Annotated in this window: 18 protein-coding genes and 2 pseudogenes; 9 read left to right on the forward strand and 11 right to left on the reverse strand. The window is 39.5% G+C overall.

Annotation, left to right across the window (positions count from 1 at the left end):
* Positions 1-258: 258 nt before the first annotated feature.
* A complete protein-coding gene (locus PPIS_RS09150; RefSeq protein WP_010378868.1) occupies positions 259-3,126 on the reverse strand; it encodes a TonB-dependent receptor plug domain-containing protein in 2,868 nt (955 codons plus the stop codon).
* Between the two features lie 380 nt (positions 3,127-3,506).
* On the reverse strand, positions 3,507-5,162 hold the full coding sequence (locus tag PPIS_RS09155) for a DNA polymerase II (RefSeq protein ID WP_010378866.1): 1,656 nt from the start codon (positions 5,160-5,162) through the stop codon (positions 3,507-3,509).
* A 375-nt stretch (positions 5,163-5,537) separates the two neighbouring features.
* Between PPIS_RS09155 and PPIS_RS09160 the strand changes: the two genes are divergently transcribed.
* From PPIS_RS09160 to PPIS_RS09170, 3 genes and pseudogenes are all read left to right on the forward strand, one after another.
* Complete coding sequence (locus PPIS_RS09160; protein WP_010378865.1) at positions 5,538-7,898, forward strand: DNA polymerase II; 2,361 nt, start codon at positions 5,538-5,540, stop codon at positions 7,896-7,898.
* Between the two features lie 382 nt (positions 7,899-8,280).
* Entirely contained in the window at positions 8,281-9,324 is a 1,044-nt protein-coding gene (locus PPIS_RS09165; protein WP_010378863.1) for an IS110 family RNA-guided transposase, read from the forward strand.
* 304 nt (positions 9,325-9,628) lie between these two features.
* Positions 9,629-10,300: pseudogene (locus PPIS_RS09170) on the forward strand (transposase); the annotation flags it as partial.
* Between the two features lie 482 nt (positions 10,301-10,782).
* Here PPIS_RS09170 and PPIS_RS09175 read toward each other — a convergent pair.
* The 8 genes from PPIS_RS09175 to PPIS_RS09210 form a co-directional block, all read right to left on the reverse strand.
* Positions 10,783-11,169: a hypothetical protein gene (locus PPIS_RS09175; protein ID WP_010378861.1), complete on the reverse strand. Its 387-nt coding sequence runs from the start codon at positions 11,167-11,169 to the stop codon at positions 10,783-10,785.
* A gap of 102 nt (positions 11,170-11,271) precedes the next feature.
* Positions 11,272-12,225: a DUF2971 domain-containing protein gene (locus PPIS_RS09180; RefSeq protein ID WP_010378858.1), complete on the reverse strand. Its 954-nt coding sequence runs from the start codon at positions 12,223-12,225 to the stop codon at positions 11,272-11,274.
* A gap of 136 nt (positions 12,226-12,361) precedes the next feature.
* Positions 12,362-12,589, reverse strand: a complete 228-nt coding sequence (locus PPIS_RS09185; RefSeq protein WP_010378855.1) for an HTH-like domain-containing protein — start codon at positions 12,587-12,589, stop codon at positions 12,362-12,364.
* 44 nt (positions 12,590-12,633) lie between these two features.
* Positions 12,634-13,125 (reverse strand): hypothetical protein, encoded by a 492-nt coding sequence (locus PPIS_RS09190; protein ID WP_010378853.1) that lies wholly within the window; start codon positions 13,123-13,125, stop codon positions 12,634-12,636.
* 108 nt (positions 13,126-13,233) lie between these two features.
* Positions 13,234-14,325, reverse strand: coding sequence for a PIN domain-containing protein (locus PPIS_RS09195; protein WP_010378850.1), 1,092 nt, complete (start codon positions 14,323-14,325; stop codon positions 13,234-13,236).
* Positions 14,326-14,426: 101 nt separating this feature from the next.
* The gene (locus tag PPIS_RS09200) at positions 14,427-16,106 is read right to left on the reverse strand and encodes an ATP-dependent nuclease (protein WP_010378848.1); all 1,680 of its coding nucleotides are present in this window, start codon (positions 16,104-16,106) and stop codon (positions 14,427-14,429) included.
* A 92-nt stretch (positions 16,107-16,198) separates the two neighbouring features.
* Positions 16,199-17,017: a DUF4238 domain-containing protein gene (locus PPIS_RS09205; RefSeq protein ID WP_010378846.1), complete on the reverse strand. Its 819-nt coding sequence runs from the start codon at positions 17,015-17,017 to the stop codon at positions 16,199-16,201.
* A 347-nt stretch (positions 17,018-17,364) separates the two neighbouring features.
* Positions 17,365-17,961, reverse strand: coding sequence for a tyrosine-type recombinase/integrase (locus PPIS_RS09210; RefSeq protein ID WP_010378845.1), 597 nt, complete (start codon positions 17,959-17,961; stop codon positions 17,365-17,367).
* Positions 17,962-18,531: 570 nt separating this feature from the next.
* On the opposite strand from PPIS_RS09210, the gene PPIS_RS09215 reads away from it, so the two are divergent.
* From PPIS_RS09215 to PPIS_RS09235, 5 genes and pseudogenes are all read left to right on the forward strand, one after another.
* Positions 18,532-19,377 (forward strand): SIR2 family protein, encoded by an 846-nt coding sequence (locus PPIS_RS09215; RefSeq protein WP_248694221.1) that lies wholly within the window; start codon positions 18,532-18,534, stop codon positions 19,375-19,377.
* Complete coding sequence (locus tag PPIS_RS09220; protein WP_010378840.1) at positions 19,374-19,841, forward strand: hypothetical protein; 468 nt, start codon at positions 19,374-19,376, stop codon at positions 19,839-19,841. The genes PPIS_RS09215 and PPIS_RS09220 overlap by 4 nt, the downstream gene beginning before the upstream one ends.
* A gap of 63 nt (positions 19,842-19,904) precedes the next feature.
* A protein-coding gene (locus tag PPIS_RS09225; RefSeq protein ID WP_096040897.1) for an IS3 family transposase occupies positions 19,905-21,085 on the forward strand; the annotation gives its coding sequence in 2 pieces (ribosomal slippage) (positions 19,905-20,163 and positions 20,163-21,085; 1,182 coding nt in all).
* 15 nt (positions 21,086-21,100) lie between these two features.
* Positions 21,101-22,429, forward strand: coding sequence for an ATP-binding protein (locus PPIS_RS09230; protein ID WP_081629158.1), 1,329 nt, complete (start codon positions 21,101-21,103; stop codon positions 22,427-22,429).
* 183 nt (positions 22,430-22,612) lie between these two features.
* A pseudogene (locus PPIS_RS09235) lies at positions 22,613-22,732 on the forward strand (IS3 family transposase); the annotation flags it as partial.
* 179 nt (positions 22,733-22,911) lie between these two features.
* Here the strand turns inward: PPIS_RS09235 and PPIS_RS09240 are convergent.
* On the reverse strand, positions 22,912-23,172 hold the full coding sequence (locus tag PPIS_RS09240; RefSeq protein WP_169371678.1) for a transposase: 261 nt from the start codon (positions 23,170-23,172) through the stop codon (positions 22,912-22,914).
* Positions 23,173-23,268: 96 nt separating this feature from the next.
* Between PPIS_RS09240 and PPIS_RS09245 the strand changes: the two genes are divergently transcribed.
* On the forward strand, positions 23,269-23,607 hold the full coding sequence (locus PPIS_RS09245) for a helix-turn-helix domain-containing protein (RefSeq protein WP_026345607.1): 339 nt from the start codon (positions 23,269-23,271) through the stop codon (positions 23,605-23,607).
* Positions 23,608-23,673: the final 66 nt, after the last annotated feature.

Here is a 23,673-nt window from a genome sequence, read left to right on the forward strand (position 1 = left end):
ACTTTTTTTATCACTTTTGTAATTCATCGCAAAAAAGCACACTTCACGCAACAATAAAAGCACAAACACTACATTTACACACAGTAATGAGTAACATTCGATAAACATAGAAAATTCATATCTACAATAAAATAAACACGCATCAAAGAATTTGTTATAAATTGGGTGGGGTTACTACAAGAAGAGGCAAGCTCGAGTGGGAAATTAAAAAATCGACCTCAACAGAGGCCGATTTGGGTCAAAATTGCTAAATTTCGGTTAGAACTTCTGAGTTATACCTAAGAAGAACTGACGTCCGAATAGCTTGAAGTTACTTTCGTCAGTGTTCGCGTTGAACGCTGTTTCGATATAAGGAGGTAGTTCGTCTGTTAGGTTGCGAATACCTGCTTGCACCGTTGTGTTTGTATCAAATGAGTATTGTGCCGTTAAATCGTGGTACACGTACGAATCAACTTTAGCAACTAAACCTGCTAATGAATCATAGTTATCACGCTTAATGTAAGTTAGATCACCGTACTCAAGACCAGACTGGTAGTTTGCAGCCCACACAACACGTAGGTTGTCTAGGTCATAACGTAAATTGAATAAGATTTTGTCTTCAAAGTAAGATGTATCATCTTCAAACCTACCAACTAAATCTTCAACAATAAATGTACCCGTTTCACCATCAAAGTTTTCTTCGCCACGCTCTAGGAAGTGAGTCCATGATACGCTAGCTACAAATGCACCGAAGTCTGTGTCAAATGAATAGTTCACATCAAGGTCGATACCACGAGCAGTCATGCTTTGTAAGTTTGTTGTACGACTGTCTACACGGTCAACTGAGCCATCAAAGCCACGTGAGATTTTTGCACACATATCTTCGATAAGACCGGCATAACAACCCTGCAGAATATCATCAGTTGCTAGAGAACCAATTTTACCGTCAATGTTGATATCCCAATAATCAATAGTAATACCTAAGTTTTCAACAAAGTCAGGAGCCCAAACAAAACCGATAGTGAATGTTTCACCTTCTTCAGATTGAACACCTGTGTTGCCGCCTAAACGTGTACGAACTTGCGCATCAGCACTGTTGTGGCCGCCAGCTGGAGCACCCATTTCAAGACATTTAGCCTGACCCGCTGCAGATAAACCACCAATGTTTGCCGCAGAACACGGATCTGAAGCGCTTTCAAATGAATCAAGCTCTGGCGAATACAAATCGCTTAGTGTTGGTTCACGATATACTTCGGAATAGTTTGCACGGAACTTTAAGCCATCAAAAATGTTTGACTCAATTTTAGCCATCCAAGAGAAGTTTGAACCCGTTGTGCTAAAGTCGTCATAGCGTGCACCTAGCGTCAAATCTGCGGATTCAACACCTAAATCACGCACTAATGGGATTAAGAACTCTGCTGATGCAGCTGTGTAGTTCTTAGATAGACCTGTTAGTGGCTTGCTGGTGTTACCAGTCACTGAATCAAAGAACTTACCGGAATCATTTACTTGTTCAAACTCAGTGGTGTAATACTCAAGGCCAAATGCACTTGAAACATACCCTGCTGGAACTTCAAATAGCTCACCAAACACGTCTACACGAACTTGGTGGAATGAATCATTGTAGTGATCGCCTAGTGGTGCAGTAATGTAATCAAGCATCTCTTGAGTCACAGTACCAGGGCCACCAAATACATTTAACGATACACAATCAGAAATAGGTGCGTCAGGCGTACCACATACCACATTGCCAGCGTCATCTTTGAATGATGGACCTAAAGCTTTTGCTAGGTGTGGGCCGTAAAGCTGACCAAAGTCAGTATCTTGAAGGCTATTTGCACCATAGTTGTAGTAAGCATCGAACTGCCAGTTGTCGTTAATTGCGCCCTTTAGACCTGCAACTTGTTGGAAACGTACATAATCTTGTTCAAAGTAACGACCACCTTCAAGCATACGACGACGAGAGCGATAAACATCTTCACCGAATGGGTTGTAGTAGTTATCAGCTGATACACCGTTAGCCGTCGAACCATTTGAAAGAGTAACTACATAGCCTGGATCATAGGCTGTGTCGAAAGGTACAGCCGCAAGTTCCTGTTTTGAAGTACGCTTATTGATGCGTGTTTCTGTATATACAACAAGGTCATCGTTTAATTCAAATGAAGTATCAACAAAGAAGTTAATCACTTCAAAAGGTGTTTGCATTAAGTTTACTGGGTTGTAGTTGTAAGTATCGTTTACTTCACCACCGCCGACAAATGGACGCATGTCACTTAGAGAAGGCTTACCGTCGCCACCACTTGGGCATTTATCGTTAGTAAAGTTACCTTTACCTTCAACGTAGAAATTACCACAAGGAGTAGAACCCGAACCTAAAATGAATACGTTCGCATTGTCACCATCTGGGATTAAACCGTTCTCGTAAAAACTCTTAGCACCTTCTTCTGAAAGCACCTGCCAAGGATACTGGAAGAAGTTAACGTCTTTCACATCACCCTGATAGATTGGATCCTGCTTGGTATAATCGAAACCTACTGTGATATGGCCTGCATCGAACTCTTTACCACCAACTAGTTGGAAGCTTTGCTCTTTACCACCACTAAACATGTCATACCAAGACGTTGTTGCTTTAACTTCAACACCAGTAAGTTCTTTTTTGGTGATGATGTTTACAACACCAGCCATTGCTGAAGAACCATATGCAACCGAAGCACCATCTTTTAGAATTTCGATACGGTCGATCATTGCAGCAGGAATATTCTGGAAGTCTGAGCTTACAGGCTTACGACCGTTGATAAGTACTAGCGTACGCTCTGAACCTAGACCACGTAGTTCTACGAATACACCACCACTACCGCCGTTGTTACGCGTTGTTGTTGCTGGCGATCCAGACATAACTGGGTTTGATTGAACAAATTCACCAACGTTGCTGATACCCATATCGCCTAGCGCTTCGCCGCCGATAACTGTGATTGGAGCAGTAGATTCAAGGTCAGTGCGTTTTAAGCGAGAACCTGTAACTTCAATGCGCTCAACGCTTTTCGCGCCTTCTTCTTCAGCAACTGCATTGGTTGCAAACACGGCAGCGCTAGCGCCACCAAACGCGATCGCTAAGCGAACCGCCTTAGTTAACTTATTGTTTAGCATGTGAATCACCCTGGATTGTTTTATTGTAAACAGCTTGTATTAATTATTATTTTGTTGCCTTGTTAATTTCTAAAATAGCAACATTAGGGGCAAGATATTAAACAAACTCCAGACCAATGATCAAGGTTAATTATACTGTTTTTTGCAATTACCAATTTAAGGCACAACAAAAACAAACCACAACAAGCTGAATTAAAAGAATAAAATATACTTTCAATTGAAATCAAAATCGAAAAATCCTCAAAAACGAAACAATAGAGCAATAAACGAGCAAAGGAGGGAGTTTTAGTTAACAAAAAGGGAACTTTATTTTAGTGTATTTAACTGACTAATTAATTTTAAGAGTGGAGGACGCAGAAAGTTTGATAGCACGATCTCAATTAAAGCAAATCGAAACTTTGCTGCCCATCTGAGCGAATTGATAGCTTAGAAGCATTGGGAAGCATCTGATATATAGGCAGAATTTGCTTTTCAACGTATTGATAATAATCAATATCTACGAGCTTGCCTTGCTGCGCAAACTTGGGTCCATCGGTACTTAAATAGTACGGTATTTGTGCCCCCTTTTTGGCGGTTTGCAACAATCCATCTTCGATAGCCTGTTTCGCCGTTTTTACTTGGGGAGGGATATTTTTTGTATATAGTTCAACAGACTTACCAAGCTTCTTTTTATAAACGAGTTTTTCGTCTACTTTTCCAGCGAAAATCTCATTTATGTATTGGTGGGTGATCTCAACGGTGTCGAGCCCATCAAACAGCGCGCGAATAATTGCTTGTTGATATTCCTTTGCAATTTCCGTCCAATCACTACGCACGGTCTCCATTCCTTTAAAAACCAGCTTTTGCTTACCAAGCTCGGTGATCTGCCCAACATATCGCTTTTTAGAGCCGACTTCTTGGCCACGAATGGTGGGCATAAAGAAAGGGCTATAATGTGTTTCAAACTCTATTTCTAAATGGCTGTGAAGGCCAAAGCTGTCCATCAGCAGTGCGCGCCAGCGCTCGTTGATTTCCATCATCAACTGCTTGCCGATTGTTTGGCACGCTTCGCTACTCAAAGGCTCAGGTAAACAGACGAAAGTTGAGTCGGTATCGCCGTAGATCACTTCATATCCAAGCTGTTCAACCCAGGTTCGCGTTTGCTGCATAATCTGATGACCGCGCATCGTTATCGAGCTCGCAAGACGAGGGTCGTAAAACCGACACCCCTTAGACCCAAGTACGCCGTACAAACTGTTCATGATGATTTTTATCGCCTGCGAGAGCATCATGTCTTTGTCTAATTTAGCTTGTTCACGTGCGCTGGAAAGCGCTGCGACTAAACCCGGTAAATGATGTTCCGTGCGACTAAATTTACCTTTATTAAAGCCATCTATGGCATGTTCAGGATGCTGTAATCCTTCTATTAACCCCATCGGATCAATACAAAAAGTGCGAATAATTGAGGGGTAGAGGCTTTTGAAATCGAGTACCAAAATATTTTGGTAGAGGCCCGGCTTTGAGTCCATGACATAACCGCCGGGACTGTCAAAGTTAATGCCATGCTCAGATAAATTTGGTGCAATGTAACCACTACGGTGCAGTAACGGTAAATACAAGTTAGTAAACGCAGCGACTGAGCCGCCCATTTTCTCGAGTTCCAGTCCCGTCAACTGAGTTCGAGCGAGAGCAAAGTCAAGCAAGTTAAGTTTACTAAAAATGTCGAGCACCAATTGACAATCTTGTAAGTTGTAAGCTGCGAGCGCCGGTTTATCATGATGAAACTGCCTGATGATTTCCTCAAGCCTGTCATCCTGTGCGATAAGCTTGGAAGTACCCAAAATCTTCTCAGCTACAAAGCTCAGTTTAAATGTTTCAAAATGATAGGTCGCATTTTTCATCATATCGATGCCATCTAGCATCACTCTCCCCGGAATAAATACCCGGGTATAGTTACCTTTGAAGGTCGACATCGCTCCGCCATCTCGTCCTATCGCAAGTGCAACGCCGTTAGCCTGTGCGCGTTCCACAAGTATTGCGGCATCGAACTCAATCACGTTTTTATCTGTAGGGAATTTGTTGACTTTAGAATTATTAAAAAGAAAAATACCAAAATATACATAAACTTAATTGCTCATCTCTAGGGTCGATGGTGCTAATACTGAGGAGTCAACGTTGACTTATTTATTACTAGGTAGAATGACTGCTAAAATTTGTAAACTAGATAAATTTAGAGAATTTGTTGACCTTAATTCAATTCATATTAAAAACTTATAGGACAGTAAAGTATTCACAAAAGTCTAGAAGGGCCAAGTTAGTTGACCACTACATACCCTCTAATTACCCGATATTAAAATCCCCCCCTTTTGTCCAAGGATTTTTGATATCATCATCAAGGTAGAAATACATTTCAAAGTAATTCAGGTAGTCGATTGAACATCAATGATGGTTTTATTTTAACCCAGCAAGCAAAAGACAAAGGCGACAGAACAGTTATCGAGCTTTGGATTTCAACTCTTCACGGGCCCGTAAAGCTTGAGATTGAGGGAGAGCGCCCAACCTTTTTTATCGAAATTAGCGATGTCCAAAGAGCTAGGACATTATTCATCTATCAAAGCATCAAGTTTGAAATAAAACCTTTACCTCTGAAAACGTTTCAAAATTACTCTGTCGCAGCTTGTTACTTCTCGACTATTCGGGATGCTAATAAAGCTGTCAAAATCCTTGAACAGAACAGCGTCGTTGTTTACGAAAGTGATATTCGCCTTTCTGACAGATATTTGATGGAAAGATTTATTAAAGGAAGTATTGAGTTTACAGGACATCAAGTCATACATCGTGATCACAGCTTTATTTCTGCCTACAAATGTCGCCCTGGACATTTCAGACCAAGCTTGTGTGTAGTATCTCTTGATGTTGAGTGTTCAGAGAATGGGGCTCTCTATTCTGTTGGGCTGGATTGCGAAAGGGATAGCCGAGTAATTATGATTGGCCAACCTGAGCCAGCGGAGACACCGATACAATGGGTAAAAGATGAATCATCTCTTTTGCTCGCGCTCAACAAATGGTTTCAGCTATTCGATCCTGATGTCATCATTGGCTGGAACATTATAGATTTCGACTTTCGCCTGTTAGACCAACGCGCCTTAAATAATAAATTATCACTGGCCATTGGTCGTAAAAACAGTAATGCATTTTTTCGTTCAGGTAATAACCAAAAAGGCTTTATTACAATCCCAGGACGAGTTGTAATCGATGGTATAGATATGCTCAAAACAGCGACCTACCATTTCCGCTCTTGGTCTCTCGAATCCGTCTCACAAGACTTGTTAGGTGAAGGCAAAATTATTCGAAATAAAAATGACCAAATGGAAGAGATAAATGAAATGTTTCTCTCGGACAAGCCTTTACTCGCCACGTACAATCTCCAAGACTGTATTTTAGTCAATAAAATCTTTGAAAAAACCCACCTGTTAGATTTTGCAATAGAACGTTCCTGCTTGACCGGCCTTGAATTAGATCGCGTCGGTGGCTCGGTCGCAGCATTCACTAACCTATACCTACCACAGCTACATCGTGCGGGTTATATAGCTCCCAATATGCACCCAGAAGATTGGACTGCTTCTCCGGGGGGGTATGTTATGGACTCCATTCCTGGACTATATGATTCAGTTATAGTTCTTGACTATAAGAGCCTTTATCCTGCAATTATTCGTTCATTCCTTATTGATCCGGTTGGACTCATAGAAGGGCTTAAACTGCCTGTGGGCAATACAAAAGATAGTGCTATCAAGGGGTTCCGTGGTGGACAGTTTCATAGAACAAAGCATTTTTTACCTCAAATGGTAAAAGATATTTGGCAAGCTCGTGACCAAGCAAAGAAAAGTAATGAACATGCGTTTTCTCAAGCTTTAAAAATTATTATGAACTCCTTCTATGGTGTGTTGGGCTCTTCAGGCTGCCGCTTCTTTGATACTCGTTTGGCTTCAAGTATTACTATGCGCGGGCACGAAATAATGAAAACTACTAAGCGACTGATAGAAGAGCAAGGCTACGAGGTTATCTACGGCGATACTGACTCAATTTTTGTCGCTCTTAATAGAGCCCATTCTGATCGACAAGCTGATAATATTGGCAAGAAGCTCATTAAAAAAATAAATGTTTGGTGGAAACAAGAGCTAAAGCAACGTTTTGGGACTAACTCATTTTTGGAGTTAGAGTATGAAACACATTACCGTAAATTTTTGATGCCAACGATTCGCGGCTCAGAAGCTGGGTCAAAAAAGCGCTATGCCGGATTAGTAAGTAAAGGAAACGGTGAGCAAATTGTCTTTAAAGGTCTTGAAAGTGCTCGTTCAGACTGGACGCTTCTCGCTCAAGAGTTTCAGAAAAACCTTTATATGATGGTATTTCATAACCAAAATCCATGTGATTATGTGAGAAACATAGTTGAACGAACCCACATGGGCGAATTTGATCACATGTTGACTTATGAGAAGCGGTTACGGAGACGATTGCATGAGTACGAAAAAAATGTCCCACCTCAAGTTCGTGCGGCACGGATAGCTGATGAAAAAAACGCACAATTAGGACGACCGCTGCAGTACCAAAACCGAGGCCGTATCGAGTATTTAATAACTATCAATGGTCCAGAACCAAAAGAGTTTTTGGAAAGCTCTATTGACTATCAACACTATGTAGATAAACAGCTTAAGCCTATTGCTGAGGCTATCTTACCTTTTGTTGGCTACAGCTTTAAGCAACTTATTGAGCCTCAATTAGGGCTTTTTTAATTTTATAAAAACAACAAGTACCAGCTGTTATATCAAGCATTTATCAATATTAAGTCGAATCAGTTCATATCTGTTCTAACAATAGATGAAAAGGTTTAGAGTTCATCTAACAGGCAGCTATAAACTTAAATCGGACGTTTTCTCTAACTCGTTTCTGGACAAAAACAATTTAGAGCCGGAAGTTGCCGCTGTGCCAAACTCCGTCGTTGGTAACGCCCTAATAAGAGGCTGGAAATGCTTGGCTAAACTAGTGTAGCGAAGCGGAACTGAGCCAAGCTTTAGCAGTCCCGCGCTTAATTGGCTTGATACTTATTGAACCTTCTCCCCGAAGTTTAGCGAACAGCTAAACTTCAAGGCGACGAAACCCAAAGGAGAAAGCTCAATGAAATTCTATACTACTTTTCATAAATATTATTGCGGAATTGACCTTCATGCACGCATTTTATACGTTTGCATTATTGATGAGCGTGGTAATAAAGTTGTTCATCAGAAAATAAAAGCTGATAAACATGAATTACTTAGACTGATTTCGCCCTATCTCGAAGATATCGTTATCGGTGTTGAATGCATGCATTGTTGGTATTGGGTGAGTGATTTATGTGCTGAACATGATATTGATTTTGTGCTTGGTCACGCGCTTTACATGAAAGCTATTCACGGTGGTAAAGCCAAAAACGATAAGATTGACTCTTATAAAATCGCTAGTCTATTGCGTGGTGGCAACTTCCCGCTGGCTTACAATTATCCTGCTAATATGCGTTCAACACGCGATTTACTTCGCAGACGAACGCGACTGGTTCAGCATGGCGCACAACTGAAAGCGCATATAGTTAACACAAATAGCCAGTACAACTACCCGCCACTCGAATTACACATGAAAAACAAATGTGTTCGACAAGAATTCCAAACGCGTTTTGACGACCAAGCCGTACAACGCAATGTTAACTTTGATTTAGCCATCCTCGATGCCTACGCAGAAGAGCTTAAAAAACTTGAATATTATTTAGAGAGCAAAGCTAAAAAGCATCAACCAAACTATTACGCACAACTGCGAACCATACCAGGTATTGGTCTTATTCTAGCCATGACTATTTTGTATGAAATTGGTGATATTAACCGCTTCGAGTCTGTTCAAAAATTTGCATCTTATTGTCGACTAGTTAAGTGCAAAGCAGAATCTGCTGGCAAAACCTATGGCACCAGCGGCAATAAAATTGGAAATGGACACTTGAAATGGGCGTTCAGTGAAGCCGCTGTACTTTATTTACGTGGAAATGACAAAGCTCGGTGCTACTTAAACAAATTACAAAAACGCATGAGCAAAGCCAAAGCACTTTCAGTGCTCGCCCATAAGCTCGGTCGTTGTGTTTATTTTATGCTTAAGAACAAAACGGTATTCGACGATGAACGCTTTTTAAAAAGCTAAGTCGCACAATGGGGTGAGCTCTACACCTAACTAGATAAGCACGAACAACCATGCATTATTTGTGTTTTTGTCAGTAATAGCTGAATTTTACAGGTAAGTGTTGTCGAAGTAATAAGCTATTTGGCCTTGATTAGACACCCCATTGGTGCGCATTTATTTAAGCAATGAATTGAATCGTTTACACCTTAGCTGAGCCTTTAACTAACTGGACGAATGAGCCATCCCCTTGAGTAGTGCAAGATTAAGGTTAACCGATGAATGTCTAGTGGCCCTAAACGATAAGTTGTATCGACTGATTTATAATATGCGTTCAACACGCGATTTACTTCGCAGACGAACGCGACTGGTTCAGCATGGCGCACAACTGAAAGCGCATATAGTTAACACAAATAGCCAGTACAACTACCCGCCACTCGAATTACACATGAAAAACAAATGTGTTCGACAAGAATTCCAAACGCGTTTTGACGACCAAGCCGTACAACGCAATGTTAACTTTGATTTAGCCATCCTCGATGCCTACGCAGAAGAGCTTAAAAAACTTGAATATTATTTAGAGAGCAAAGCTAAAAAGCATCAACCAAACTATTACGCACAACTGCGAACCATACCAGGTATTGGTCTTATTCTAGCCATGACTATTTTGTATGAAATTGGTGATATTAACCGCTTCGAGTCTGTTCAAAAATTTGCATCTTATTGTCGACTAGTTAAGTGCAAAGCAGAATCTGCTGGCAAAACCTATGGCACCAGCGGCAATAAAATTGGAAATGGACACTTGAAATGGGCGTTCAGTGAAGCCGCTGTACTTTATTTACGTGGAAATGACAAAGCTCGGTGCTACTTAAACAAATTACAAAAACGCATGAGCAAAGCCAAAGCACTTTCAGTGCTCGCCCATAAGCTCGGTCGTTGTGTTTATTTTATGCTTAAGAACAAAACGGTATTCGACGATGAACGCTTTTTAAAAAGCTAAGTCGCACAATGGGGTGAGCTCTACACCTAACTAGATAAGCACGAACAACCATGCATTATTTGTGTTTTTGTCAGTAATAGCTGAATTTTACAGGTAAGTGTTGTCGAAGTAATAAGCTATTTGGCCTTGATTAGACACCCCATTGGTGCGCATTTATTTAAGCAATGAATTGAATCGTTTACACCTTAGCTGAGCCTTTAACTAACTGGACGAATGAGCCATCCCCTTGAGTAGTGCAAGATTAAGGTTAACCGATGAATGTCTAGTGGCCCTAAACGATAAGTTGTATCGACTGATTTAGGCAGCGATGAGATCGCAATAAGAGACCCTCTATATGTGTTTGCCGTAAACGATTTAACGGCTAACCGACATAACGAAGTTGAACAGGTTTAAGCGTTGCCAATGCAAATTAGCTGCTTAAAAGCAGCTAAAAAGAATCGTTATGCTTACTTGACCGGATAAGGTTCATATGTGTTATATTTTCAATTTAATTCTACTGGCAGACTAACCGAAATACCGCAGTCTTGACCATAGCTGAAGCTTAAAAAATAATGCTCTTTGGATTTAGCTATTGCAGTAAACCAAACTTTCAAAATGCCATTTTCGTTGACTGCTTGCATGGGTGTAAAAAAGGTTGGGTTACCCAAGCTACCCTTGAAAACAGCAGCATTTTGAAATTTTAAGCCATCGATAGTTTTCGGAAGCGAAGTAATAACGCTAAGATCATTAGCTTTGTTCGTTTTTTCAATTTGAAATAAATGGGAATACTGTTGGTTCCATTTTTCAAACTGTTTGTTAGTGATATGGCATGACGTAGCGTTACTGAAAAACGATACAAAATAAAGTGCCAAAACTATTCGCAACTCCATTCCTCCCAGAAACTATAACGCTCACATTTGCGACGGCTTTGTAGCGAGGGAGGAGCGTAAAAGCCGTCCAAGCCACTTAATGGCTGATGCAACATGCGCTTGTTATATTTGTTCGAATTCAATGCTGTAATAGTCCATATTCTTTGTGGCTTTCCAAGTATCTAAGTATCCAGTTGAAAGCGCATAACTACCTTGCACATCAGCTTTAGTTATTTCAGAATTTAAACCTATCAAACAATTATTTATTGAGCTTGATGACAATTTCATCTGATAAATGACTTGTGGGTTCTGGCTAAGCTTAGCCAGCTCCATTGCCACAGCAGTTCTCTCAGCATCATCAGAAATCTCGTAAAGGTTTACACAACATGAGTTGTTTTCAGGGTTTATAACGGAGTATGACGAAGCTCCTATTATATTTTTGATACGTTCATTACTAATGATATCAAGGTTGGGAATTTCTATTCTGTCAGATTGTTCTAACCTTAGGACAACACGGTGTTCTTGTTCATAAATCCACTCATCGCTCTTTTGTAAGAACACCTCATAAAGAATCCTATCAGCACCTTCTGCCGATATATTTGAATAGTCATAATCAAACTTGTCATTCCGGTATCGCAACCCTTTTCTGTATGAAACAGGCTTTGGCACACCATCAAACTGCGACCACTCTTCACCCCAAGCGGAGTTTATAAAAGAGTCAGCTCTAAATAGGTTTTCAAAAATTGAACCGACTGCTGGTAAATGTGCAACACCAGCAACAACTCCCTTATGTTCATCTGCGTAGTGCGCCCACATAAGAAGGTTTTCTTTGTTTTCGGTAAAGCTTATAACGCCAATATGGTGCATTCTAAAGTCGACGTACTGAGAAAATGTCAACTCACCATATTCTGAATCCCAAGATGTAGATTCATCAAAGTGGCTAGCCAAGTCATCCAAACTTTCTCGGCAAAAAGCAGCCTCAAAAGGGTCATTTAGAGCACTTGGTTGTGAAAGACGAATAAAACCCTCTTCGAAAAAGTTTCGGGGTTTGCTCATATACTTAAAGAGCTGCTTCAAAGGTTGCCTCTTCTTAGGATAAAAAATATAACGCTTGCCTAACCGGCGTAAAATAGCAGGCTAAAATTAGCGACGAAGGAGCGCAAGCCTGCTGTTTTGCGTCCCTTGGTTTAGGCACTTGCTATAACTCAATTAGTTACAAGCCACGTTCGTTAATGATAGTGGCTAACTTTAAACCTTTTCGAAACTCTGTAGCGTAACTTTCGTTACGGCCAATTGATAAAGCGAAATCAATTGGATCTATTTCTCTCAATTGCTCCGCATATTTAACAACAAGGTACATATTTACTGCATCTTTATTTTTATCCAATGCGGCTTGAGCAACTTCATTTTTAATATGTTCGATTAATTCACTTGTATTCACGAATACTCTAAATTTTGCTATGAGTTATAACAGCTTATTATTACTCACATTTCGATAAGTGATTTCCAATCAATAAAATCAGCCAAATTTTTAATTTGGCTGTAATCGACGAAACATCCTTTAAATGGAGTGTCTTCTACAATTTCAGAGAAGATACTTTCAAACTTTTTCAAAACTGCTTCTGAATTTGTACAACTTTCAAAGGAAATCACATGATAACTACCATAGCACTTATCTGGAGGGATTAAATCAAAGTAACGCTTTGGGCTCCGAGGCTTTTCGGGATTAGATTTCGAAATAATAAAAGTGAAGCCCCCTTTTCCTTTACCTATTCTAATCCAGCCTATCGCATGGTTTTCTCGCCAACTCCTTCCCATTTCCTTAGCTAATTGATCTTTCATCATAAGCTTCATTCTTGCACTAACATCTCCGCTTGTTTGATCTTCAAGTTCTGAGACTCTCTTAGTGAAAGCTTTTTCGTACCGCGCTTCAAATTGCTCTTTCGTCTCTTTATAAATCGGTAAGTAAAAGTACACAGTTCCTCCATGAGTTATAACGCTGTTGTAACTGGCTAAAAATAGTTGGCTAAAATTTTTTGAGGCACGAACAAAGCCAACTGTTTTTTGTCCGAGTTTACAACTTTGTTAGCTTCGAGCTGATAATTGCTCAATACTTAAATTTGAACATGTTTCAGACGTTGTATCATATTCAAAGCTTGCATCTATATATAACCTAAATATGAAAGAAAGGTTTACTGTATCCTCATCAATTTCAATATTATAAAGTGCCTTTATATTCTCAATATCATCTACATGCTGCTTAAATTCTACTAAGTCGATAGATACTACTAGATCAACTCTTCTCACCTCATAAAAACAACTGATATAAACGCTTGAGCCTGATAATTCACTAACATAATTTACTTCAGGATCTTCTAGTCCTTCAAAAATATCTGATTTAATATCAATGACTTCAGTAAGCTTTTCTCCAAAAACTCTAGAGCCCAATAGATTACTGAGTTCAGAATTAGACATAGAGTTTAAGTAACTTTCTGTTTCCTCAATTAGGAAGTCCTCTTCATCATCTAGGATTTCATATTTATTTACTGCATTCGCTATTTGATCTACATTATCTTTATTAAAATCAAAGACCTTAAGATAAGGCTTAATGGTTGCGCCAATTTTCAGAGATGTAATATCCTTCTGAAGATCTTCATTTAAAACTAAATTTGAACCTTTCTTTTCAAAAAAGTCACTTTTATTATCCGTAATAAATGCTACATCTCCTGTTATTGCATTGTCTTTTAGGTATTTTAGAAAAGATAACCAAATCAAAGTATCTCTATATCCTTTTTCACCATCAGTAAATGGTTTAGTGACATTTAAAGCTCGCTGTACAACTTCTTTCTGCGATATCCCCTCATAGTCAATATTTTCTATTGAATGTACTTTACCTTCCAAGATCGATCTAATATCGTACTCGGATGTGGAGATATCTTCTATTGATACCCCAATACTTCCACTATTTAACTTATGTAAGCGTTTAAAATGCTTTTTAATTTCCGACTTCGATGCATCAACTTCCCTGTTCCTGATGTTATTGACCTCTTGCACTACCAACTCAGATAAGAGCAAGTCTAAGTTTTCATTATTTAAGTAGTGAAACAGGAGTTTAAAATTAACATTACCTACAAACCAATTATTAAAAAAAGCGTTCGTATCAATAAAAACATTCATAATAGATTTCACTTTGATTGAGTGACCACTGAAGAAGCTAACGCCGCGCTCAGCGGCAAATTTGGAGCGCAGCGGAAAATTTGTCCGACAGCAGCGCCTTGTTATACACCGACCAACTCCTTCACTATAGCTTCAAGATCGCTTTTCTTCTGCCCATCAATTAAACCATCCACGTGGTGTTTGATTATATTTATCGGCTTCAAATCATTGCGTCCTTGTGGCTTAGGTATTCCGAGGAACTCTTCAAGATCTTCTGTAAATTGATAAATTCCCGAAGTTAGTGGTGTCGATGCATCAGTCACAATTCCATTCCACGTGGCATGATTGCCTCTATTATTATCCCCATCAAAAATCACAGAATGTGGAATGCCTAGCTCAGTTAGAAGATGAATAAACCTATGAAGATTGTACTTGCCAAGACAATCCAGCACATAAACTCTAGACTCCCTTAGAAAGTCCCACTCATTATCAGCCAAATAGTCAAAATATATTTTTTCAGAAGCACCTTCGCATAACAAAACATGACGAGCGAAGAACAGACTAGATCGTTCAGAATCTAGCCAGAGAAAATATCTTAACTCTTCATCTGCCATTCTAACTTCTTCATCAAAATTTGGATCTTGGTCTTCACCGAATTCTCTGGCAGCAACCAAGTTGTTATCTAAAACCTCTTGCATCGTCGATTCAGTTAGCTGATGGGCAACAGAGTGCTTATCACTTCGATGCAAACGTAAGATAGAAGTTAAATCGCTTACTGATTTTCCAACGAATTGCGAGGAATGTGTAGATACAATTACCTGTTGCCCGTCGGAGTTACCCAGATCTTTTAGGCTTCTAAACAGCACATCTTGTTGTGAAGGGTGCAGGAATGCTTCAGGCTCTTCAAATAAAAGTAACGTATAATCAGGGTTAAAATCCTTCTTTGATGGTTTGGATGGAGTATTGTACTGAGAAGACATCTTGATCAGAGTGTAAATCAGATGCCTTTGTAAGCCCTGTCCGAATGAAGATATATCGACACGCTGTCCGTTTAGCTTATGATCTTCAATGTGTGGTTTAAGCAGGGTTTTAACAATGTCATCTGATTTTATTGGAGAGACTTCAATATCAATTCCAACTCCCCACTGCGATAGCTCAGCGTTTACTCCTGATTTAATCCCATCTATTGATAACCCGCTAGCTTCCTCACCTTTAAACTCATCATTAAACTTTGAGAAGGCACTATTTAGCTCTTCAAAGACATTGCTACTTGCAACTACCTTTTTCATAACCAAATTCACCAAATCACGAAATGGAGAAGGGCCGGAGGTTTTTAAAGTGTCCTCTACTTTGCTTACAGCGGGTATATATATTATTGAGCCGAGCTTTGATGAGGAAACATTCGCGGCTCCATAAAAGTTGCTTTCAGAAAGCACTCCATTTTCATACGCATAAATATTTGACTGCTTAGCCTTAACTTTTCCCTCATCAGAGAGAAAATACTTACGAACCTTGAGAAGGTTGTCTGGAGACTTATAGTCATCTTTCAATGAATCCTGCTCTTCGTCCGAAGTATGAAAGTGCAATTCCATCCATGATTCATTGTCAGCCGTGTCAATCTTCGGAAAATCCCTGTTCTTATCGAACTTCAGGCCATCATCCTCGTAAAATACCCTTAATGCGCTGAGCAGGTTTGTTTTCCCTGAATTGTTTTCACCAACAATTAGGCTGTAGTTCGACACTTCAAATGTGGCGTCTAATACAGACCTAAAGTTATGGATGATTACCTTCCTTAGTTTCATGATCTCTCCAAAAGTAAATTAAGGTATATAACGCCGCCAACACCGGAAATTTAGGAGCGACAGCGAGTAAATTTTCCGAGTGCTTGGCCTTGTTAGCTTTCTGTATCATCAGAGTTCGATGACTCAAGGTAATAGTTAACTGCATTCCTTTTCATAACATCATTAATGAACTGAACGGACAAGCACGAATTTTGCACTAAATTTTCATAAGTTGATTCAGCAATTAACACTTGTTTCGGGTTAAGAGGAAGTACATGAAATCCTTCTAGGAAATTGGCACAAAAAGCATCTGATAGGATAAATTTATCATTGTCGCTTTGATACAACCGCCATCTTTGATTTTTTATAGTTTCGCACCATTGTGCGAAGGCTTGATTCATTGCCATTTTCACAACTTGTCTCGCCATATGCTGACTATCAGGATCTATTGTGGCATTTACAATATGAGCGGGGCCATCCATTTCCAATTCATTATCTTCTAATTCAGATTTACTATATTCATGGGATATTGAAGAAAATTCTGATGGGTAGTGGGGACGCTCTTTATTAGCAACCCAAACCCTAACACACAGCAATACATAATAAGCCATAACATAATCGGGATCGGTAAAATCATTTCCATTTTTCATAAGCCCGATCTGGCTTTGATAGTTATCTTCATTACTTTTCAACATCTTCGATTCAGTCCATTGATCCCACAACCTCATAACACAGAAGTATGGGCTTTTAGCAGGAAGTGTTTTTAACTTCTTACTTTCGATGTCGAATACCTCAACCATTTTCCCATCAGAAGACCACTCTAAAAGATGTTTGCTAGGAATTACATGTTGATTAACAATTATTTTATTAGGGTTGCTTCCATGCTCATTAGTCTTAAGCAATGGCTTTTCGTGTCGGGATAATCGCGCCATGTAATATCTCTTTATTGAAGCAGGGAAAGCTAACAATTTAATATCGACCCAATGGGTCGTTTCTATACCGAGTCATGGGTCATTATTCTCATTGTACCAGTTTTATCACAATAACTAACTTGTTGCTACAGATATATTTTTCATCATTTCTGCAATAATGGAAAGGATAAAAACGACTCAGTGGGTCGTTTTCTTGACTATAGGAGAAATACGCCACCACTGTATATAAATACAGTCAAATTTATGCTGACTAAGCAATATTCGGTCAGAACCGATGATACCCCGTTGAGCAAAGGTTTCTAGCTTGTTTTGGGGCAAAGGCAGCTTAAATTGCCGCCTTTTCTTAATTAACAATCTGTTTCTCTGGATACCTTGATAGCATCTTCAATCTCAATTCCGAGATATCTAATCGTGTTATCGATTTTTGTGTGACCAAGTAGTAATTGAACAGCGCGAATATTTTTGGTTCGTGCGTAAACCAAAGTCGCTTTGGTTCTGCGCATTGAGTGAGTACCATATAGATCAGAATCAAGCCCTAACTGCTCAGCCCAACTCCTGATTATAGACCTGTAATATGAATAGCTTATTGGTTGATTAGTGCGACGTAAACTCCGAAACAAATATTCACTAGGTTTCAATTTACCTTCTTGAACCCAACGGCTAATACTTTGTTGTGTTCTCGGAGTTATCTCAAATTGAACTTCGATCCCTGTTTTCTTTTGTGTCCATTGAACCCTCTCGAAAACTTGATCTTGGGTTGCGACATCTTTAACCCTTAAAGACAGTAGATCACATGATCTTAGCTTGCTGTCTATCGCCAAGTTAAGTAACGCCAGTTGCATCAAGTTATTTTGAATTTCAATGCGAGTACGTATACGCCAAATCTCTTCAAGTTTGAAAGGACGTTTCATCCCAGTAGCATTGTGGTTTAGTTTTTGTTTCATAGTGACCTCCTAATTAAAAGTCACTATTGATAATAGATAGATTGCCAATGACTAAGGTTTGGACATAGATGAGTCAGTGGCTTTGCTAATTTGGCAAAATTCAAATAAATCAACTATGGAAAAACCTAATAAACAAAGTAAAAGAACCCCCCTTCCACTCACTATGAAATCCTCACTACTTATCGGGAATTGACCGTCATTTCATTTCCCGATAATCTCAGTTGTAAAACAGTTGCTTATCAACAAATTTAATAATTATTCTGAGCATTCGACCCTATGACGACTTCCAAAATCGATCTGAACGACCTACACGACAAGAACATAAACTATTTGATTGGTGCAGGAGCATCGGCAGGTCTATTCCCTACTCTTGCACTGGACATGCAAACTGAGGGGAAATGGGAGACGATTGAAACTTTGGCTACCGAGTTCGATTCTATTGACGCTAAACACCTCAAAGCCTTGCTATTCATGTATTACTACGAGGAATGCATTAAGCCTGTTAGTTCTGTTGATTTCACTTCCTTAAAAGACGATGAACAAACAGTCATCGATAATTATAAGAAGTTCATGAAATTGAACCTCGAAATTCTTCGTCGAAAACGAGGTTACGACAGAAAGATTAACTTCTTCACCACGAACTACGATTCCTGCCTAGCCTACGCAGCAGATGATCTCTACGAAGAAAAATCAATCCGATTTAACATCAACGATGGCTCTCGTGGTTTCCATAAGAAAATCGTTGAGGCTCGTAACTTCGATTGTATGACCACTGAATCAGGTATCTTCGACAGAAACAAAGAAGTCCAACGACAAATCAATCTTATCCACCTTCACGGCTCTGCTTTCTGGCGTAAGCACAACGATTCTATCCTCGTTGATTATTCTTCTGCGGATCAAATCGTTTCTGAGTCATCAATAGACAGCATGTACTACGGTGACTTCAAAGAGATGCTAGAAAGTGGCTCTCACACCGTGGATCAGTTGTGTTCAATGACTATCGATGATGAAAACAAAGCAGCATTCGAGAACATACAAAATGACTTCTACAAGGAATATAACCAGTTACCTATCGTGAACCCTACGAAATGGAAGTTCCACGAAACGGTATTTGAAGAACACTATTACCAAATGCTGCGGCACCTTAGTTATGAGTTAGAAAAGCCAAATAGCGTATTGATAGCCTTCGGGTTCTCATTTGCTGATGAGCATATCAGGAACTTGATTAAACGCTCTCTGACGAACCCTACTCTACAGGTATACATCTGTTGCTACAGAGAAACGATAATCCCCGAATTACAGAAGCATTTCTCTGACTTCAATAACATCAAGTATGTTGTCCATGAAGAAGGTAAGGCATTAGATTTCTCTTACTTCAACTCTCACGTCCTAACTCTTGGTGAGGATGACGCATGAGCATCTTCATTGGTGAGGTAACAGCGGTAAATGGCATTCAAATTACGTTGACCGTTGATGAGACATCGAACAAAGACACCATTTTCTATGAAGGTCAGCGATACAAAGGCATATCTATCAGAGAGTATGTTTCAATTCAGCGTGGCTTCCGTGACATTGTATGCATCGTTGAGGGTGAGTACTTAGATGAAAGGCGTTTCCAAGAGAACACGGATAAAATCGAGTACGTACGAAAAGTGCATATTCGCCCTATTGGCTACATTGAAAATGGTAACTTCTTTGAAGGCATCAAGTTCTTACCGTTGATCCGAGATCCTGCCTTCCTGTTACCTGAGCACGCCTTAAAGACAGTTTATTCATCTAGCGCTGAATCAGATTTCTGCATTGGATCGTTGTTAAAAGAAGGGATTGAGATATCTCTACCTTGGCAGAAGTTGTTTAATACTCACATTGTAGTGGCATAGTTAATTTGGCCACCCATTAAGAAAGAAATGTTATGCTATTTGCATACAAATTTGGGTGAAAAAATGACGAAATTAAAACGCGCAACCTATTCTGCGGCAATCAAATTAGAAACAGCTCAACTTGTAGTTGACCAAGGCTACACACAAGAAGATGCAGCTAAGGCTATGGGGGTTGGTAAATCAACTGTAAGTAAGTGGGTAACTCAATTGAAGCAAGAGCGGAATGGCCAGACCCCCACAGCGTCACCAATGACACCTGAACAAATTGAAATCCGCGAACTTAAAAAGCAAATCCAACGTATTGAATTAGAAAAGGATATATTAAAAAAGGCTACCGCTCTCTTGATGTCCGACTCCCTGAACAATTCTCGTTAATTGAGAAATTAAATCAACGAGAGCGTTACCCAATTAGCGTGTTGTGTAGCGTATTCAATGTGCATCGCAGCAGCTATAAATATTGGGCCATACGGGATACAACGCCTACACCAGAGCAAATAAGGCTAGAAGCTGAAGTTAAAGCCATACATGCAATGAGCGGCGGTTCAGCTGGGGCACGGACAATCGCAGCAATCGCAACGAATAACGATTTTGAATTAAGCCGTTATCGCGCCGCTAAGCTAATGGTTAAACTAAAACTAGAGAGCTGCCAAGTACCACAACATCAATATAAAAGGGGTGGTAATGAGCATCTTGAAATCCCAAATTTGCTAGACAGGCAGTTTGATGTTGTTGAGCCGAATACGGTGTGGTGCGGTGATGTGACGTATATTTGGACAGGCAATCGCTGGGCCTATTTAGCGGTCGTTGTTGATTTATTTGCACGTAAAGTCGTTGGTTGGGCAATGTCGTTGTCGCCAGATACTAGCTTAACGCTAAAAGCGCTTGAACTCGCGTATGAAAGCAGAGGTAAACCAAGTGGATTGATGTTTCACTCAGACCAAGGAAGCCATTATACAAGCTTGAAGTACCGCCAACGTTTATGGCGCTATAAAATTACACAAAGTATGAGCAGGCGCGGAAATTGTTGGGATAATGCGCCAATGGAGCGATTTTTTAGAAGCTTTAAAACGGAGTGGATGCCAAAGGTTGGATACGAAAACTTTAAAGATGCTAAATATGGTGTGAGTGATTATATCAACGGATATTATAACAACGTTAGGCCTCATCATTATAATGCTGGTTTAGCGCCAAATGAATCTGAGGTTAGATACCAAGATTCTAAAACTGTGGCCAAAATTAGTTGACCACTACACATTGGTATTTTTGGAAACACTGGTAGCGGTAAATCAAATACTCTAACGAAACTCTTCACCACTTTGTTCGATGAAAAGCATGAGCAAATCAAACCTGTCAGTAAGTTCGTGCTGCTTGATTTCAATGGTGAGTACATCAAAGATCAAATCGTATCACTGGAACATAAGCACGCTATAGATCTGAATACGAATACAGCAGTCGATCAATTCCCGTTAGCAGAAGACGAATTCTGGAATGCGGAGACGCTTTCAATTCTTTTCCAAGCCACGACCAATACACAGAAACCGTTTATTAATAGAGTCCTGCAAGGACGCTCAAAGTATGGCTCTGGTAAGGCGAGTGCTCTAAGTTACTTAAAGTATACTATTAAGTTCTGCTTAACTTCATCTTCTCAGAAGCCTGAAGTACTCGACCTCATCAAGAGTGCTCTAAAGAGCACTGATAGCGTAGATATCCTCAAAGATGTTAGTTGGCATGGAAGTAACTTTAAAATTCGTGTTGGGACAGGTTTTGAATTCTTTAATAGCGAAAGCAAATATAATCTCTACCTCAAAAATACTGTTGATAGCATTCAGATTAATGACCTTGACGCATTTCAGGAATTCAAAATTCTGTGCAAATTGAAGTTGATTAATGATTTGATGTTCAACTTTGTTCAATTCGATCACATACAGCCACTATTAAAACGTGCTGAATCCTCGCTAGGAGGGTTATCCAAGGTAATCAAAGTAGAGTCTAGTGTTTCTGCTGACGATAAGGCACTAACCGTCATTTCGCTGCGTAATTGCAACCAAGACGTGAAGAAAATCATTCCCCTTCTTGTAACGAAGCACTATTACAATTCTCATAAGAATCAAATCAAGACAAGCCCACCAGAAAAGACACTGCACCTAATCATTGATGAAGCACATAACATCCTTTCTCAGCAATCAGTACGTGAACAGGCTAACTGGAAAGACTATCGTTTAGAGTTGTTTGAAGAATTGATTAAGGAAGGTCGCAAGTTCGGAATTTTCCTAACATTATCGAGTCAACGACCTGCGGATATATCTGCAACGATTATGTCCCAATTGCATAACTTCTTTATCCATCGTTTGGTTAATGACCGTGATTTGTTCTTACTAGATAACACCATTAGTACATTAGATTCTGTTTCTCGATCATTGATTCCTAACCTATCAAGAGGCTCTTGCATTATTACAGGTACTTCGTTTGATCTGCCTATGCTGATCCAAGTGGATGAATTAAGCGACAACAGCAAACCAGACAGTAATGACGTTCTTTTAGGTAACCTCTGGGCAGTTAAAACCGAAGAAGAGTCTGATCGGCCCTGAATTAGTCCAGTATGGGGGGCTTCCTAGTTGTCAACACGTTTTGGGGCATTTTCGATTTAGAAATGGCAGCGTATCGACTGCGCTAGCTGCCATTTTAGTATGATACTTTAATGCTTAGTATGATACTTTAATACTTAGTATGAATCTTTATTACTTGGTATGAGACTTTATTACTCTCTCACAATGGAAGCATCTGTTGTTAAACGTCTTAAAGAACTTGAAGAAGAAAATCGTAGGCTAAAAGATATGCTTGCCACGCTGAACTTAAAGCACTCGATGCTTGAGCATATCATCGCAAAAAAGCTATAAAAACAAGTAGGCAGCTTCTGCCACAAAACAACTGTTCGCAATTATGTTTTATTCAAAAAAATCAACTGTGGCAGTTCAAGTTAATATTTACTCAATTGAGCACGTGAAAACAAAGCAACCTAGATCCTTCAAACCAATTCCATAGCCTTTGTTCACGCTTCTAATCAAATATATTAGTGAAGCTCTTTAGCAAATATTGACGCAGCTTTAATCAAAATATCTCGCTCTCTTGATAACTCTTCTAGACGTTTTTCAAGTGAATTAACAATCAAGCTATATTTCGAGTTTTCTAGTTGCTTCGCTGATTGTATCCAATGATACAAAGTGCTCTGACCTATGTTCAAATCTTTAGCAACATCTGCAACCCGCTCTCCTTCAGACAATACCCTTCTGGTCGCTGATAACTTTATTTCATCTGAGTAAGTCTTACTCACAATCATATTCCTCGATAGTAGCTTAGGATTCCTAAGTATACATGATAGAGTAAAACTTAGAGAATCTAAGTACCAGCTTTTTATTATGATTAACCTTTGGATTTTAGTAACCCCCTCCCGGCGCGGCTTAAAGAGGCTAGGACAAGAGAAAAAATTTCTCAAAGAGACTTGGGAATTAGAATTGGTCTGGAGCCAAGTTCTGCGAGTGGGCGTATGAACCATTATGAAAAAGGCAGACATACACCAGATTTGCAAACTTTAAAGCGAATAGCTGAAGAACTACATGTTCCACTAAACTATTTCTTTTGTGAAAATGATGATATGGCCAAGCTTGTTATGTTATTCGATCAGTTATCTCAAGAAGAAAAGCTGAAGTTTTTAAATCAACTTGAACAAAATAAAAATTCAAAACATCGTCCAAAAGGAAGCACTTAGCCAAGTTCAATACAGAGCTAAAGTAAGCAAACTATCGAACATTGACACATTCTGGGCTGAACACTA

This window comes from Pseudoalteromonas piscicida (assembly GCF_000238315.3).
Taxonomy (GTDB): Bacteria; Pseudomonadota; Gammaproteobacteria; order Enterobacterales; family Alteromonadaceae; genus Pseudoalteromonas; species Pseudoalteromonas piscicida.

Coding starts and splice junctions, on each gene's coding strand:
- PPIS_RS09150 (WP_010378868.1), bottom strand. CDS start 3,126: ATGCTAAACAATAAGTTAACTAAGGCGGTTCGCTTAGCGATCGCGTTT.
- PPIS_RS09165 (WP_010378863.1), top strand. CDS start 8,281: ATGAAATTCTATACTACTTTTCATAAATATTATTGCGGAATTGACCTT.
- PPIS_RS09175 (WP_010378861.1), bottom strand. CDS start 11,169: ATGGAGTTGCGAATAGTTTTGGCACTTTATTTTGTATCGTTTTTCAGT.
- PPIS_RS09195 (WP_010378850.1), bottom strand. CDS start 14,325: ATGAATGTTTTTATTGATACGAACGCTTTTTTTAATAATTGGTTTGTA.
- PPIS_RS09200 (WP_010378848.1), bottom strand. CDS start 16,106: ATGAAACTAAGGAAGGTAATCATCCATAACTTTAGGTCTGTATTAGAC.
- PPIS_RS09205 (WP_010378846.1), bottom strand. CDS start 17,017: ATGGCGCGATTATCCCGACACGAAAAGCCATTGCTTAAGACTAATGAG.
- PPIS_RS09210 (WP_010378845.1), bottom strand. CDS start 17,961: ATGAAACAAAAACTAAACCACAATGCTACTGGGATGAAACGTCCTTTC.
- PPIS_RS09215 (WP_248694221.1), top strand. CDS start 18,532: ATGAAATTGAACCTCGAAATTCTTCGTCGAAAACGAGGTTACGACAGA.
- PPIS_RS09220 (WP_010378840.1), top strand. CDS start 19,374: ATGAGCATCTTCATTGGTGAGGTAACAGCGGTAAATGGCATTCAAATT.